This window comes from Serratia sp. NPDC087055 (genome assembly GCF_044900985.1).
In the GTDB taxonomy this organism is placed as follows: domain Bacteria; phylum Pseudomonadota; class Gammaproteobacteria; order Enterobacterales; family Enterobacteriaceae; genus Serratia.
Genome location: NZ_JBJDOG010000002.1, coordinates 416457 through 430791 on the forward strand (window position 1 = coordinate 416457; position 14335 = coordinate 430791).

Sequence of the window (14335 nt, forward strand, 5' to 3'; positions counted from 1 at the left end):
CATGGCAGACTATCAGGGTAAAAAAGTTGTCATCATCGGGTTGGGCCTCACCGGCCTGTCTTGTGTTGATTTCTTTATGGCGCGCGGCGTGACGCCACGCGTTATGGATACCCGCGTATCACCGCCAGGGCTGGATAAGCTGCCCGACAGCGTAGAGCGCCATCTGGGCGATTTGCATCAGGACTGGCTGTTGGCGGCGGATTTGATCGTCGCCAGCCCGGGCATGGCGTTGGCGACCCCGGCGTTGAGCGCTGCGGTGGACGCTGGCGTTGAAGTCGTTGGCGATGTTGAGCTGTTTTGCCGCGAAGCCCAGGCACCGATCGTTGCCATCACGGGTTCCAACGGCAAAAGCACGGTTACCACCCTGGTGGGCGAGATGGCAAAAGCAGCCGGTTGGGCGGTGGGCGTCGGCGGCAATATCGGGCTGCCTGCACTGAGCCTGTTACGCCAAGAGTGCCAACTGTATGTGCTGGAGCTGTCGAGCTTCCAACTGGAAACCACGTCCAGCCTGCATGCGACTGCAGCGACCATTTTGAATGTCACCGAAGATCATATGGATCGCTACCCGTTTGGCCTGCAGCAGTACCGTGCCGCCAAGCTGCGTGTCTATGAAAATGCGGAAGTCTGCGTGGTGAACGCGGACGATGCGCTGACCATGCCTGTGCGCGGTGCTGATGAGCGCTGCGTTAGCTTTGGTGCGGATGTGGGTGATTATCACCTGAACCGTCAGCAGGGCGAGACTTGGCTACGGGTTCGCGGAGAGAAAATTTTAAACACGCGCGAGATGAAGCTGACCGGCCGTCATAACTATACCAATGCGCTGGCAGCGTTGGCATTGGCTGATGCGGTGAATATCCCACGGGCTTCCAGCCTGAAGGCGTTAACGACCTTTACCGGATTGGCGCACCGCTTCCAACTGGCATGGGAACATAACGGCGTACGCTGGATCAATGATTCTAAAGCAACCAATGTTGGCAGTACCGAAGCGGCGCTGAATGGTTTGCAGGTGGATGGGACACTTCACCTGTTGCTGGGTGGTGATGGTAAATCTGCCGATTTCTCCCCGTTGGCGCGGTACCTGCAAGGCGATAATGTCCGTCTGTACTGCTTTGGTCGTGACGGTGAGCAGTTAGCGCAACTGCGGCCGGAGGTCGCTACGCTGACCGATACCATGGAGCAGGCGATGCAGGCGATTGCCGGCCGGGTGCAATCTGGCGATATGGTGCTGTTGTCACCGGCGTGTGCCAGCCTGGACCAGTTCCGTAATTTTGAAGTGCGCGGTGACGAGTTCGCCCGCTTGGCACAGGAGCTCGGCGGATGAGACTACGCTTGCCGAACTTCGGGCTGACTGAGCTGTTTAAGAACTGGGTCGCAGGTTCGCGCGATAACGACTCGGTCAATATGGTGCTGTATGACCGTACCCTGTTATGGCTGACCTTCGGGTTAGCCATTGTCGGTTTTGTGATGGTGACGTCGGCGTCAATGCCGATCGGCCAACGTCTGGCGGACGATCCTTTCCTGTTCGCGAAGCGTGATGCCTTGTATCTCGGGTTGGCGTTTGGCTTGTCGATGGTGACGCTGCGTATTCCGATGGAAGTCTGGCAGCGCTACAGCAATGTCATGCTGTTGATGTCGATTGTGATGCTGTTGATCGTATTGGTGGTGGGTAGCTCGGTAAACGGGGCATCGCGTTGGATCGCGCTGGGACCGTTGCGTATTCAGCCGGCGGAGCTGTCCAAGCTGTCGCTGTTCTGTTATCTGGCGAGCTATCTGGTCCGTAAGGTTGAAGAGGTGCGTAGCAACTTCTGGGGCTTCTGCAAACCGATGGGCGTCATGGTCGTGTTGGCCGTGTTGCTGTTGGCACAGCCAGACCTCGGTACGGTGGTGGTGCTGTTTATCACTACGTTGGCGATGCTGTTCCTGGCCGGTGCCAAAATGTGGCAGTTCCTGGCGATTATCGGCTCCGGTGCTTTTGCGGTGGTGCTGCTGATCATTGCAGAACCTTACCGTATGCGTCGTGTGACGTCGTTCTGGAATCCCTGGGCCGATCCGTTCGGCAGCGGTTACCAGTTGACTCAGTCTCTGATGGCCTTTGGTCGCGGTGAATTCTGGGGGCAAGGGCTGGGCAATTCGGTGCAGAAACTTGAGTATTTGCCGGAAGCACACACCGACTTTATCTTCTCGATTTTAGGCGAAGAACTGGGCTATATCGGTGTGGTTTTCGCATTGTTAATGGTATTCTGCGTCGCTTTTCGTGCGATGTCGATTGGCCGCCGCGCGTTGGAGCTGGATCAGCGCTTTTCCGGCTTTTTGGCCTGTTCAATTGGCGTGTGGTTTAGCTTCCAGGCGTTAGTAAACGTTGGTGCCGCAGCCGGTATGTTGCCGACCAAAGGTCTGACGTTGCCGCTGATAAGCTACGGTGGTTCGAGCCTGTTAATTATGTCGACGGCAATCGTGCTGTTGTTGCGTATTGATTATGAAACGCGTCTGGCTAAAGCCCAGGCGTTTGTGAAGAGGTAAGGGATGAGCGGGAAACCTAAGCGTTTAATGGTGATGGCAGGCGGTACCGGCGGGCACGTGTTCCCGGGGCTGGCGGTCGCTCATCATCTGATGGCGCAAGGCTGGCAGGTGCGCTGGCTTGGAACCGCAGACCGAATGGAAGCCGATCTGGTGCCAAAGCACGGGATCGAGATTGATTTCATCCGTATTTCTGGCCTGCGCGGCAAAGGGCTGAAAGCCCAGCTGAGCGCACCACTGCGTATCTGGCATGCTGTACGCCAAGCGAAAGCGATTATGCGCAGTTACCAGCCGGACGTGGTGCTGGGCATGGGCGGTTATGTTTCTGGCCCCGGCGGTTTGGCTGCATGGATGTGCGGCATTCCGGTGGTGCTGCATGAGCAAAACGGCATTGCTGGCCTGACCAACCGCTGGTTGGCGCGCATTGCCAAAACCGTTTTGCAGGCGTTCCCTGGTGCGTTTCCGAACGCGGCGGTTGTGGGTAACCCAGTCCGTACCGATGTACTGGCATTGCCGCTACCGGCAGAGCGACTGAACGGGCGTGAAGGGCCGATTCGTGTGTTGGTGATTGGCGGAAGTCAGGGGGCTCGGGTGCTGAATCAGACAGTTCCTGAAGTCGCAGCGAGATTGGGCGATAAAATAACGCTCTGGCATCAGGTGGGCAAAGGGGCTCTGGAAACTGTGCTGCGCGACTACGAGAGGGTAGGGCAGACACAGCATAAGGTGACCGAGTTTATTGATGACATGGCCGCTGCTTACGCCTGGGCTGATGTTGTGGTGTGCCGTTCCGGTGCTCTGACCGTCAGTGAGATCGCAGCAGCAGGCCTGCCGGCGATCTTTGTGCCATTCCAGCATAAAGACCGTCAACAGTATTGGAATGCCCGTCCGCTGGAAGAAGCCGGTGCGGCGAAGATTATCGAGCAGCCGCAGTTCAACGCCGATGTGGTGGCGGAGCTGCTGGCAAGCTGGGATCGTCCGACGTTGCTGGCGATGGCCGAGAAGGCCCGCGCGGTAGCCATTCCTGACGCCACTGAACGCGTAGCGGCGGAGCTGGTGCGAGTCGCTAAATAATATGCAGGGGTTCGGTACACCGGGCCTGAATTAAAGAATGTCATGTAGGGGCCCGGTATGCCGGACCCGGATTAGAGAGAGTGATGAATACACAACAACTGGCGAAACTACGTACTATCGTGCCCGAGATGCGACGCGTCCGGCACATTCACTTTGTCGGCATCGGTGGCGCCGGCATGGGTGGTATCGCCGAAGTGTTGGCTAACGAAGGTTATCAAATCAGCGGTTCTGACCTGGCGCCAAACCCGGTAACCCAACAGTTGAGTGCGCTCGGGGCGACGATTTACTTCCATCACCGCCCGGAGAATGTGTTGGATGCCAGCGTAGTGGTGGTTTCTACCGCCATCTCTGCCGACAACCCGGAAATTGTTGCCGCGCGTGAGGCGCGTATTCCGGTGATCCGCCGCGCGGAAATGCTGGCCGAACTGATGCGTTTCCGCCACGGCATTGCCGTGGCCGGTACGCACGGCAAGACCACCACCACGGCAATGGTATCGAGCATTTATGCTGAAGCTGGCCTGGATCCGACCTTTGTCAACGGTGGGCTGGTGAAAGCGGCGGGTACCCATGCACGTCTGGGGTCCAGCCGTTATCTGATCGCGGAAGCGGATGAAAGCGACGCGTCGTTCCTGCATCTGCAGCCGATGGTGGCGATTGTCACCAATATCGAAGCCGACCATATGGAGACTTACCAAGGCGACTTCGAAAACTTGAAGCAGACGTTTATTAATTTCTTGCACAATCTGCCGTTCTACGGCCGTGCGGTGATGTGTGTTGATGACCCCGTAGTGCGTGAATTGCTGCCGCGTGTGGGTCGCCATATCACCACTTACGGTTTTAGCGAAGACGCTGATGTTCGCATCGAAAACTATCGCCAGGTTGGGCCACAGGGCCACTTTACGCTGAACCGTCAGGACAAGCCGTTGTTGACGGTGACCTTGAATGCACCGGGTCGCCACAATGCGTTGAATGCGGCAGCGGCAGTGGCGGTAGCGACAGAAGAAGGGATCGATGACGCAGATATCCTGCGTGCGCTGGCAGGTTTCCAGGGCACCGGTCGCCGCTTCGATTTCTTGGGCGAGTTCCCGCTGACGCCGGTTAACGGCAAAGAGGGTACCGCAATGCTGGTGGACGATTATGGCCACCACCCAACAGAAGTGGACGCTACGCTGAAAGCAGCGCGCGCGGGTTGGCCGGATAAACGATTGGTTATGATTTTCCAGCCGCATCGTTATACCCGTACCCGTGATTTGTACGACGACTTTGCTAACGTATTGTCGCAGGTGGATGTGCTGTTGATGCTGGACGTGTACTCCGCGGGCGAAACGGCAATCCCAGGGGCGGACAGCCGATCGCTGTGCCGCACTATCCGCAGCCGTGGCAAGTTGGATCCGATTTTGGTTTCCGATCCAGACACCGTGCCGGAAACCTTGGCGCAGTTGCTGCAAGCAGATGACCTGGTATTGGTGCAAGGTGCCGGTAACGTGGGCAAGGTGGCTCGAAAACTAGCCGAGCTTAAGCTGCAGCCGCAGAAAAAAGAGGAGGAACACCATGGCCGATAAAGTTGCCGTACTGCTGGGTGGTACCTCCGCTGAACGTGAAGTGTCATTGCAATCTGGTGCCGCCGTCCTGGCCGGATTACGTGAAGCCGGTATTGATGCGCATGGCATCGATATTCGTGACTTCCCGGTAACCCAGCTGAAAGAGCACGGGTTTACCAAAGTATTTATCGCGCTGCATGGCCGCGGTGGTGAAGACGGGACTCTGCAGGGGATGCTGGAGTTTCTTGAGCTCCCTTATACCGGCAGTGGCGTGATGGCGTCGGCACTGACCATGGACAAATGGCGCACCAAGATGGTGTGGCAGTCGATGGGTTTACCGGTGGCACCTTATGTGGCACTGAACCGTAAGCAGTATGTTGGTGCGGAGAAGTCTGCGCTGATTGCTCGCATCGACGCTCTGGGCCTACCGCTGATCGTCAAGCCGAGTCGTGAAGGATCGAGCGTTGGCATGAGCAAAGTCACTGAGCGTGCCACTCTTGAAGGGGCGCTGGAAGAGGCTTTCCGCCATGACGACGACGTGCTGGTCGAAAAGTGGCTGAGCGGCCCGGAATACACGGTTGCAATGTTGGGCGATCAGGTATTGCCTTCAATCCGTATTCAACCGGCTGGCGTGTTTTATGACTATCAGGCCAAGTATATTTCGGACGATACGCAGTATTTCTGTCCGAGTGGCCTAGGGGCGGAACAGGAAGCCGAAATGGCTGCTCTGGCGTTACGCGCCTACCGTGGGCTGGACTGCAGCGGCTGGGGCCGCGTGGATGTGATGCAGGATAGCGATGGCAGCTTCTATCTGCTTGAGGTGAATACCTCGCCGGGCATGACCAGTCATAGCCTGGTGCCGATGGCAGCGCGCCAATCTGGTTTAAGCTTCTCGCAGCTGGTAGCGAGAATTTTGGAATTGGCCGACTGATATGTCGCAAGCTGCCCTGAATGCGCGTGAACGCGAGGTGGATAATAACCCGCGCCGCAGCAATGGAACCCAATTAGCGGGAATGATTTTCCTGCTGATGGTGTTGGGAACGATCCTGTGGAGTGGCTGGGCGGTGATTGGCTGGATGAAAGATGCCAGCCGCCTGCCGCTGTCACGACTGGTGGTGACCGGTGAACGTCACTACACCACCAACGACGATATTCGCCAGGCAATTTTGGCGTTGGGATCGCCGGGTACGTTCATGACGCAGGATGTGGATATCATCCAGCAGCAGATTGAACGCCTGCCGTGGATCAAGCAGGCCAGCGTGCGCAAGCAATGGCCGGATGAGCTGAAAATCCACCTGGTGGAATATGTCCCGGTAGCGCGCTGGAATGATTTGCACATGGTGGATGCCGAAGGCAAGTCCTTCAGCGTGCCAGCAGAACGAATTGGCAAACAAAAATTGCCGCTGCTCTATGGTCCGGAAGGGAGCGAACAGGATGTTCTGGAAGGTTATCGGGCCATGAGCAGCATGCTAGCAGCCAGCAAATATACGCTGAAAATGGCGGCCATGAGTGCCCGCCATTCCTGGCAGCTGGCTTTGGATAATGATGTTCGGCTGGAGCTGGGACGCGACGATCGCACCGGACGCCTGCAGCGCTTTATCGAGCTTTACCCGGTATTGCAGCAGCAGGGGCAGGCTCAGAGTAAGCGAGTCAGCTATGTCGACTTACGTTATGAGTCCGGCGCATCGGTAGGTTGGGCCCCAGTGTTTATCGACCCGCAGGCAGCAGGCGATCAGCAAAACAGTAATCAGCAACAGAATCAGGCACAGGCAAAACAACAATGATCAAGTCGACGGACAGAAAACTGGTAGTTGGGCTGGAGATCGGTACTGCAAAAGTCTCCGCATTAGTAGGGGAAGTTCTGCCCGATGGCATGGTCAACATTATCGGGGTGGGCAGCTGCCCGTCTCGCGGTATGGATAAGGGTGGCGTTAACGACCTTGAGTCGGTAGTGAAGTGCGTACAGCGCGCTATCGATCAGGCCGAATTGATGGCTGATTGTCAGATTTCTTCGGTTTACCTCGCATTATCGGGTAAACACATCAGTTGCCAGAACGAAATAGGGATGGTTCCTATTTCCGAAGAGGAAGTGACACAGGAAGATGTCGAGAACGTAGTGCATACCGCTAAATCGGTACGCGTGCGTGACGAACACCGCATCCTGCACGTCATCCCTCAGGAATACGCTATCGATTATCAGGAAGGCATCAAAAACCCCGTTGGGTTGTCCGGCGTGCGTATGCAAGCCAAGGTGCATCTGATCACCTGTCATAACGACATGGCGAAGAACATTGTTAAAGCAGTAGAACGTTGCGGTCTGAAAGTAGACCAACTTATTTTCGCCGGTTTGGCTGCCAGCTATGCAGTCCTGACCGAAGATGAGCGCGAACTCGGTGTTTGTGTGGTGGATATCGGCGGCGGCACCATGGATATGGCGGTGTACACCGGCGGTGCGTTGCGCCACACCAAAGTGATCCCTTACGCCGGGAACGTGGTCACCAGCGATATCGCCTACGCCTTCGGCACGCCGCCGACAGATGCGGAAGCGATCAAAGTTCGACACGGCTGTGCGCTTGGGTCGATTGTTAGCAAGGATGAAAGTGTAGAGGTGCCAAGCGTTGGGGGGCGTCCTCCTCGTAGTCTGCAAAGACAGACACTGGCTGAAGTTATTGAGCCACGCTACACCGAACTGTTGAATCTGGTTAACGATGAAATTTTGCAATTGCAGGAGCAACTGCGTCAGCAAGGGGTGAAGCATCATTTGGCAGCAGGTATTGTGCTGACCGGTGGCGCTGCCCAAATTGATGGCCTGGCAGCTTGTGCGCAACGGGTGTTCCACACCCAGGTACGCATCGGCCAACCCTTGAACATCACGGGTCTGACGGATTATGCGCAGGAGCCTTACTACTCTACGGCGGTAGGTCTGCTGCACTATGGAAAAGAGTCTCACCTGAGTGGTGAGGCAGAAGTAGAAAAACGCGCCTCAGTGGGCAATTGGTTTAAACGCATCAATAGCTGGCTGAGAAAAGAGTTTTAATGTTTCAACAAAGAGATCATGCTGAGTAATCTTTTTATGATCTCGCAGCGACAGGCACAAAACGGAGAGAAACTATGTTTGAACCAATGGAACTAACCAATGACGCGGTGATTAAAGTCATCGGCGTCGGCGGTGGCGGTGGCAACGCCGTTGAACACATGGTGCGCGAGCGCATCGAAGGTGTTGAATTCTTTGCCGTTAATACAGACGCTCAGGCGCTTCGTAAAACGGCAGTTGGCCAAACCATCCAGATCGGTAGCGGTATTACCAAAGGTCTGGGGGCAGGCGCGAACCCTGAAGTGGGTCGCAATTCAGCGGAAGAAGACCGTGAAGCCCTGCGCGCCGCACTGGATGGTGCAGACATGGTCTTCATTGCAGCCGGCATGGGCGGCGGTACCGGTACAGGTGCAGCGCCAGTTGTTGCTGAAGTGGCTAAAGATTTGGGTATTCTGACAGTGGCCGTGGTGACTAAGCCTTTCAATTTTGAAGGCAAGAAACGCATGGCATTCGCTGAGCAGGGTATCGCAGAATTGTCCAAACACGTGGACTCATTGATCACTATCCCGAACGACAAGTTGTTGAAAGTTCTGGGTCGTGGCATTTCTCTGCTGGACGCGTTCGGCGCGGCCAACGACGTACTGAAAGGTGCGGTGCAGGGTATTGCCGAACTGATCACCCGTCCAGGCCTGATGAACGTCGACTTCGCTGACGTGCGCACCGTGATGTCCGAAATGGGCTATGCGATGATGGGTTCTGGCGTTGCCTGCGGTGAAGACCGTGCTGAAGAAGCGGCGGAAATGGCGATCTCCAGCCCACTGCTGGAAGACATCGACCTGTCCGGTGCTCGCGGCGTGCTGGTCAACATCACCGCAGGCTTTGACCTGCGTCTGGATGAGTTCGAAACCGTGGGTAACACCATTCGTGCTTTCGCTTCCGACAATGCCACCGTGGTTATCGGTACCTCATTGGATCCGGAAATGAACGACGAACTGCGCGTGACCGTGGTTGCGACGGGTATCGGCATGGACAAACGTCCAGAAATCACGCTGGTGACCAACAAACAGGCTAGCCAGCCAGTGATGGATCATCGCTACCAGCAGCACGGCATGTCGCCGTTGCCGCAGGAAGTGAAACCTGCCGCCAAGGTAGTTAACGATCCGACTGCGCAGCCTAATAAAGAGCCCGACTATCTTGATATTCCTGCTTTCCTGCGTAAGCAGGCAGACTAAGAATATCCTGAGAATTTGGAATCTCCGCTCTTTGTGCTAAACTGTCCCGCCGGCCATGCTGTATGCTTGGTCGGTAGGATTGATAACATTGCGAGATAAAACGATGATCAAACAAAGGACATTAAAACGTATTGTTCAGGCGACGGGTGTCGGTTTGCATACCGGCAAGAAAGTCACGCTGACAATGCGCCCCGCGGCGGCTAATACCGGGGTCATCTATCGTCGCACTGACTTGAATCCACCGGTTGATTTTCCGGCTGATGCAAAATCCGTGCGTGATACCATGCTCTGTACTTGCCTGGTGAATGAGCATGACGTGCGTATTTCTACCGTTGAGCATCTTAATGCCGCGCTGGCTGGGTTGGGCATCGACAACATCGTTATCGAAGTTGACGCCGCCGAGATCCCAATCATGGACGGTAGTGCTAGCCCGTTCGTCTTCCTGTTGCTGGATGCCGGCATCGAAGAACTGAACTCTGCGAAGAAATTCCTGCGTCTGAAAGACACCGTGCGTATTGAAGATGGCGACAAGTGGGCTGAGCTGTCCCCGCATAACGGGTTCCGCCTGGACTTCACCATCGACTTCAACCACCCGGCGATCGACGCCAGTACGCAACGCTACCGCCTGGATTTCTCTGCCGACTCGTTCGTGCGCCAAATCAGCCGTGCGCGTACATTCGGTTTTATGCGTGACATTGAATACTTACAGTCGCGTGGTTTGGCGTTGGGCGGCAGCTTTGACTGCGCCATCGTGGTAGATGACTATCGCGTTCTGAACGAAGATGGCCTGCGTTTTGAAGACGAATTTGTTCGTCACAAAATGCTGGATGCTATCGGCGATCTGTTCATGTGCGGCCACAACATCATTGGCGCGTTTACCGCGTACAAGTCTGGCCATGCGCTGAACAACAAGCTGCTGCAAGCCGTTCTGGCAAAACAGGAAGCGTGGGAATACGTCACTTTCCAGGACGAAGCAGAAATGCCACTGGCATTCAAAGCTCCGTCTACCGTATTGGCATAAGTCGATACCGCTGATTACTTATCACGACTGGTCGCGTTGGCACTCTCTCCGGCCAACGACGCCAGTCGTTCCAATATCTTGCGCAGTTTTTCTGGGCTTCTGCTCGCCAATCCCCTTAATTCTTTAGCACTTTCCTGACTCAGATGACGCATCGGTGCGCTCGGCTGTGCATTTCCTGCATTTTTTGCGGTGCTCTGCGCAAGGTTGCTCCCTTTTGCCATCAAGGCCGGATTAATCCTGATGTCGATCGACGACAATGATGGTAGAATTTGCGCTCGTAGTGCAGATAATAAAGCCGGTTGTTCGTAGCGTAGGCGCATCATCCAGCTGGCATTTGCCGTTTCTAGCACTAAAATACCCTGTCGGAAATTCGCGACGCGGCACCAAGGATGCAGTTGAACCGGTAACAGACCTTTCACTGCACGGTTAAGCTTAAGCAGCGCCACTGCGCGTTGCTGGACGTTATGCAGCGGCCCTTTGTCTTCTGCAGACGCGTCGTCGAACAGGGAATCTAATAATTGTGGACGGCTATCGCGCATAATGGGCTCCGGCGGATAATAAACTCGTGATCGGTATTCTAAATCGTTGGCGACAATTTGGCAGACGTTATTTCTGGCCCCATCTCCTGTTAGGGATGGTTGCGGCCACGCTTGGCGTACCTTCAAATCTGTCCGGCGCACCTGATCAAGCCGCTCTGCCGAGCACCTCGTCCAGCCTGAACCGGCAAAATTCCGCCAGTAATGCCTTTAAGAGCCTGGCGTTACTGCAAGAAGCGCATCGCCGCCCGACCTTCAGTGTCGATTACTGGCACCAGCATGCGCTTCGCACCGTCATTCGTCACCTTTCTTTTGCTCTTGCGCCGCAGGCCGTCTATGCGCGCGTGCAGGAAAACGAAGCGGAAGTGGCTGAACCCCCTTTGCAGGTAGCGCAACTGGCGCTGCTTTCTACGCTTAACGCGCTGCTGACGCATGAGCCGAAGCCGCCAACCATCATTCGTGATACCCACCATGCCGTACTGCCTGCCTTTGCGCAGCATCAGACCGGGTTGTGGCTCGCACAGGTGCAGGGCATCCGCGCCGGGCCCGCTGCCCTAATCTGATTTTTGCCCGCCGGGCGACAAAAAACCTAAAAAATAACAGCAAATTGACTGCCTGTGTTGGCCGTCATGACAGAGATATCAAACATCATGTTAGTGAAATTATTGACCAAAGTTTTTGGTAGCCGTAACGATCGTACGCTGCGCCGCATGCGCAAATCGGTTGAGCTGATCAACCAGATGGAACCGGACATGGAAAAACTGTCCGATGACGAACTGAAAGCCAAAACCAACGAGTTTCGTGCGCGCCTGGAAAAGGGCGAAGTGTTGGAAAACCTGCTGCCGGAAGCTTTCGCGGTCGTGCGTGAGGCCAGTAAACGCGTATTCGGCATGCGTCACTTCGACGTACAGCTGTTGGGCGGTATGGTACTGAATGATCGCTGTATTGCAGAGATGCGTACTGGTGAAGGTAAAACTCTGACCGCAACCCTGCCGGCTTACCTGAACGCCTTGAGTGGCCGTGGTGTGCACGTGGTCACCGTGAACGACTATCTGGCACAGCGTGACGCCGAAAACAACCGTCCATTGTTCGAATTCCTCGGTCTAAGCATCGGCATTAACCTGCCAGGTATGCCAGCACCGGCTAAGCGTGAAGCCTATGCCGCAGACATTACCTACGGTACCAACAACGAATACGGTTTTGACTACCTGCGCGACAACATGGCATTCAGCCCTGAGGAACGCGTTCAGCGTAAGCTGCACTATGCGTTGGTGGATGAGGTTGACTCCATCCTGATCGATGAAGCGCGTACTCCTTTGATCATCTCGGGTCCGGCTGAAGACAGCTCGGAGATGTATATCAAGGTTAACAAACTGATTCCTAAACTGATTCGTCAGGAAAAAGAAGACTCAGATACCTTCCAGGGTGAAGGTCACTTCTCGGTTGACGAGAAAGCGCGTCAGGTACACCTGACCGAACGCGGTCTGATCCTGATCGAAGAAATGCTGATGGACGCCGGCATTATGGAGGAGGGGGAGTCACTGTACTCACCAACCAACATTATGCTGATGCACCACGTAACGGCTGCGTTACGCGCCCACGTACTGTTCACCCGTGACGTTGACTACATCGTAAAAGACGGTGAAGTCATCATCGTTGATGAACACACCGGCCGTACTATGCACGGTCGTCGCTGGTCTGATGGTCTGCATCAGGCAGTAGAAGCCAAAGAAGGCGTGGAAATCCAGAACGAGAACCAAACGCTGGCATCGATCACCTTCCAGAACTACTTCCGCTTGTACGAGAAGCTGGCCGGGATGACCGGTACTGCCGATACCGAAGCCTTCGAATTCAGCTCTATCTATAAGCTCGATACCATTGTGGTGCCCACTAACCGCCCAATGCTGCGTAAAGATATGCCTGATTTGGTCTACATGACTGAACTGGAGAAGATTGGCGCTATCATTGAAGACATTCGTGAGCGTACCGCAAACGGCCAACCAGTACTGGTTGGTACGATTTCAATCGAGAAATCTGAAGTGGTTTCGCGTGAACTCGAGAAGGCCGGTATTGCCCATAAGGTGTTGAACGCCAAGTTCCACGCCATGGAAGCGGATATTGTTGCGCAAGCCGGGCAGACGTCAGCGGTTACTATCGCCACCAACATGGCGGGTCGTGGTACCGATATCGTCTTGGGTGGCAGCTGGCAGGCAGAGATCGCCCAGTTGGAAGATCCAACTGAAGAACAAATTGCTGCAATTAAAGAGGCCTGGAAAATTCGCCATGATGCCGTGTTAGCCGCAGGTGGCTTGCACATTATTGGTACCGAGCGTCATGAATCTCGCCGTATCGATAACCAGCTGCGTGGCCGTTCTGGCCGTCAGGGGGACGCCGGTTCATCCCGTTTCTACCTGTCGATGGAAGATGCTCTGATGCGCATTTTCGCCTCTGATCGCGTTTCCAACATGATGCGCAAACTGGGTATGAAAGAAGGTGAGGCCATTGAGCACCCGTGGGTCACCAAAGCCATTGCCAACGCACAGCGCAAAGTGGAAAGCCGTAACTTCGATATCCGTAAACAGCTGCTTGAATACGATGATGTGGCCAACGATCAGCGCCGTGCTATCTACAGCCAGCGTAACGAGCTGCTGGACGTGTCTGACGTTAGCGAAACCATCAGCAGCATCCGCGAAGATGTGTTCAAAACCACTATCGACGCTTACATTCAGCCAGAGTCACTGGAAGAAGAGTGGGATGTTCAGGGACTGACCGAACGCCTGAAGAACGACTTCGATCTGGATATGCCAATTGCAGAATGGTTGGATAAAGAGCCAGAGCTGCACGAAGAAACGCTGCGTGAGCGTATTCTGGAAACAGCCAAAGAAGAGTACAAACGTAAAGAAGAAGTTGTTGGCGCCGAGATGATGCGCAACTTCGAAAAAGGCGTGATGCTGCAAACGCTGGACTCACTGTGGAAAGAGCATCTTGCGGCCATGGACTACTTGCGCCAGGGGATCCACCTGCGTGGTTATGCGCAAAAAGATCCTAAGCAGGAATACAAACGTGAGTCTTTCAACATGTTTGCGACCATGCTTGAGTCACTGAAACATGAAGTGATCAGCGTGCTGAGCAAAGTGCAGGTGCGGATGCCGGAAGAGGTTGAAGCACTGGAACAGCAACGCCGCGAAGAAGCTGAGCGCCTGGCTAAGCAGCAACAGTTGAGCCATTACGAAGAAAACGCGCTTGTTACCGAAGATCCTGATGCACCAGCGAGCGCAGAACGCAAAGTTGGCCGTAACGATCCTTGCCCTTGCGGTTCCGGTAAAAAATACAAGCAGTGCCACGGCCGTCTGCAGAAGTAAATCCGGCGGTGTGTAACCAAT

Annotated in this window: 12 protein-coding genes; 11 read left to right on the top strand and 1 reads right to left on the bottom strand. The window is 55.1% G+C overall.

What is annotated here, in order from left to right; all coding sequences use genetic code 11:
* Window position 1: 1 nt before the first annotated feature.
* The 9 genes from murD to lpxC all read left to right on the top strand — a co-directional run bounded on the left by murD (window position 2) and on the right by lpxC (window position 10416).
* Window positions 2-1321 (top strand): UDP-N-acetylmuramoyl-L-alanine--D-glutamate ligase, encoded by a 1320-nt coding sequence (murD, locus tag ACI2J2_RS15685; protein ID WP_209635070.1) that lies wholly within the window; start codon window positions 2-4, stop codon window positions 1319-1321.
* Window positions 1318-2520 carry a cell division protein FtsW gene (ftsW, locus tag ACI2J2_RS15690; protein WP_209635072.1) on the top strand — a complete coding sequence of 401 codons (1203 nt, stop codon included), beginning with the start codon at window positions 1318-1320 and terminating at the stop codon, window positions 2518-2520. The genes murD and ftsW overlap by 4 nt, the downstream gene beginning before the upstream one ends.
* 3 nt (window positions 2521-2523) lie before the next feature.
* A complete protein-coding gene (gene murG / locus ACI2J2_RS15695) occupies window positions 2524-3588 on the top strand; it encodes an undecaprenyldiphospho-muramoylpentapeptide beta-N-acetylglucosaminyltransferase (protein WP_209635074.1) in 1065 nt (354 codons plus the stop codon).
* Window positions 3589-3671: 83 nt separating this feature from the next.
* The gene (murC, locus tag ACI2J2_RS15700; RefSeq protein ID WP_209635076.1) at window positions 3672-5150 is read left to right on the top strand and encodes a UDP-N-acetylmuramate--L-alanine ligase; all 1479 of its coding nucleotides are present in this window, start codon (window positions 3672-3674) and stop codon (window positions 5148-5150) included.
* On the top strand, window positions 5140-6060 hold the full coding sequence (locus ACI2J2_RS15705; protein ID WP_209635078.1) for a D-alanine--D-alanine ligase: 921 nt from the start codon (window positions 5140-5142) through the stop codon (window positions 6058-6060). Before murC ends, ACI2J2_RS15705 begins: the two co-directional genes overlap by 11 nt.
* Window position 6061: 1 nt before the next feature.
* Window positions 6062-6913 carry a cell division protein FtsQ gene (ftsQ, locus tag ACI2J2_RS15710; RefSeq protein WP_209635081.1) on the top strand — a complete coding sequence of 284 codons (852 nt, stop codon included), beginning with the start codon at window positions 6062-6064 and terminating at the stop codon, window positions 6911-6913.
* Window positions 6910-8166, top strand: a complete 1257-nt coding sequence (ftsA, locus tag ACI2J2_RS15715) for a cell division protein FtsA (RefSeq protein WP_004950148.1) — start codon at window positions 6910-6912, stop codon at window positions 8164-8166. Before ftsQ ends, ftsA begins: the two co-directional genes overlap by 4 nt.
* Before the next feature lie 74 nt (window positions 8167-8240).
* Window positions 8241-9395, top strand: a complete 1155-nt coding sequence (gene ftsZ, locus ACI2J2_RS15720; RefSeq protein WP_004950150.1) for a cell division protein FtsZ — start codon at window positions 8241-8243, stop codon at window positions 9393-9395.
* 103 nt (window positions 9396-9498) lie between these two features.
* Window positions 9499-10416, top strand: coding sequence for a UDP-3-O-acyl-N-acetylglucosamine deacetylase (gene lpxC / locus ACI2J2_RS15725; protein ID WP_404760407.1), 918 nt, complete (start codon window positions 9499-9501; stop codon window positions 10414-10416).
* 14 nt (window positions 10417-10430) lie between these two features.
* Here the strand turns inward: lpxC and ACI2J2_RS15730 are convergent, their stop codons facing one another.
* Window positions 10431-10955, bottom strand: coding sequence for a DUF721 domain-containing protein (locus ACI2J2_RS15730; RefSeq protein ID WP_209635083.1), 525 nt, complete (start codon window positions 10953-10955; stop codon window positions 10431-10433).
* A gap of 26 nt (window positions 10956-10981) precedes the next feature.
* On the opposite strand from ACI2J2_RS15730, the gene secM reads away from it, so the two are divergent.
* Both secM and secA read left to right on the top strand, forming a co-directional pair.
* Window positions 10982-11515, top strand: a complete 534-nt coding sequence (gene secM / locus ACI2J2_RS15735) for a secA translation cis-regulator SecM (protein ID WP_209635085.1) — start codon at window positions 10982-10984, stop codon at window positions 11513-11515.
* 87 nt (window positions 11516-11602) lie between these two features.
* Window positions 11603-14314, top strand: coding sequence for a preprotein translocase subunit SecA (gene secA / locus ACI2J2_RS15740; protein WP_209635087.1), 2712 nt, complete (start codon window positions 11603-11605; stop codon window positions 14312-14314).
* Window positions 14315-14335 lie beyond the last annotated feature (21 nt).

What these genes read in the sequence shown, in the direction of transcription:
- murD (WP_209635070.1), top strand. Translation starts at nt 2, where the DNA reads ATGGCAGACTATCAGGGTAAAAAAGTTGTCATCATCGGGTTGGGCCTC.
- ftsW (WP_209635072.1), top strand. Translation starts at nt 1,318, where the DNA reads ATGAGACTACGCTTGCCGAACTTCGGGCTGACTGAGCTGTTTAAGAAC.
- murG (WP_209635074.1), top strand. Translation starts at nt 2,524, where the DNA reads ATGAGCGGGAAACCTAAGCGTTTAATGGTGATGGCAGGCGGTACCGGC.
- murC (WP_209635076.1), top strand. Translation starts at nt 3,672, where the DNA reads ATGAATACACAACAACTGGCGAAACTACGTACTATCGTGCCCGAGATG.
- ACI2J2_RS15705 (WP_209635078.1), top strand. Translation starts at nt 5,140, where the DNA reads ATGGCCGATAAAGTTGCCGTACTGCTGGGTGGTACCTCCGCTGAACGT.
- ftsQ (WP_209635081.1), top strand. Translation starts at nt 6,062, where the DNA reads ATGTCGCAAGCTGCCCTGAATGCGCGTGAACGCGAGGTGGATAATAAC.
- ftsA (WP_004950148.1), top strand. Translation starts at nt 6,910, where the DNA reads ATGATCAAGTCGACGGACAGAAAACTGGTAGTTGGGCTGGAGATCGGT.
- ftsZ (WP_004950150.1), top strand. Translation starts at nt 8,241, where the DNA reads ATGTTTGAACCAATGGAACTAACCAATGACGCGGTGATTAAAGTCATC.
- lpxC (WP_404760407.1), top strand. Translation starts at nt 9,499, where the DNA reads ATGATCAAACAAAGGACATTAAAACGTATTGTTCAGGCGACGGGTGTC.
- ACI2J2_RS15730 (WP_209635083.1), bottom strand. Translation starts at nt 10,955, where the DNA reads ATGCGCGATAGCCGTCCACAATTATTAGATTCCCTGTTCGACGACGCG.
- secA (WP_209635087.1), top strand. Translation starts at nt 11,603, where the DNA reads ATGTTAGTGAAATTATTGACCAAAGTTTTTGGTAGCCGTAACGATCGT.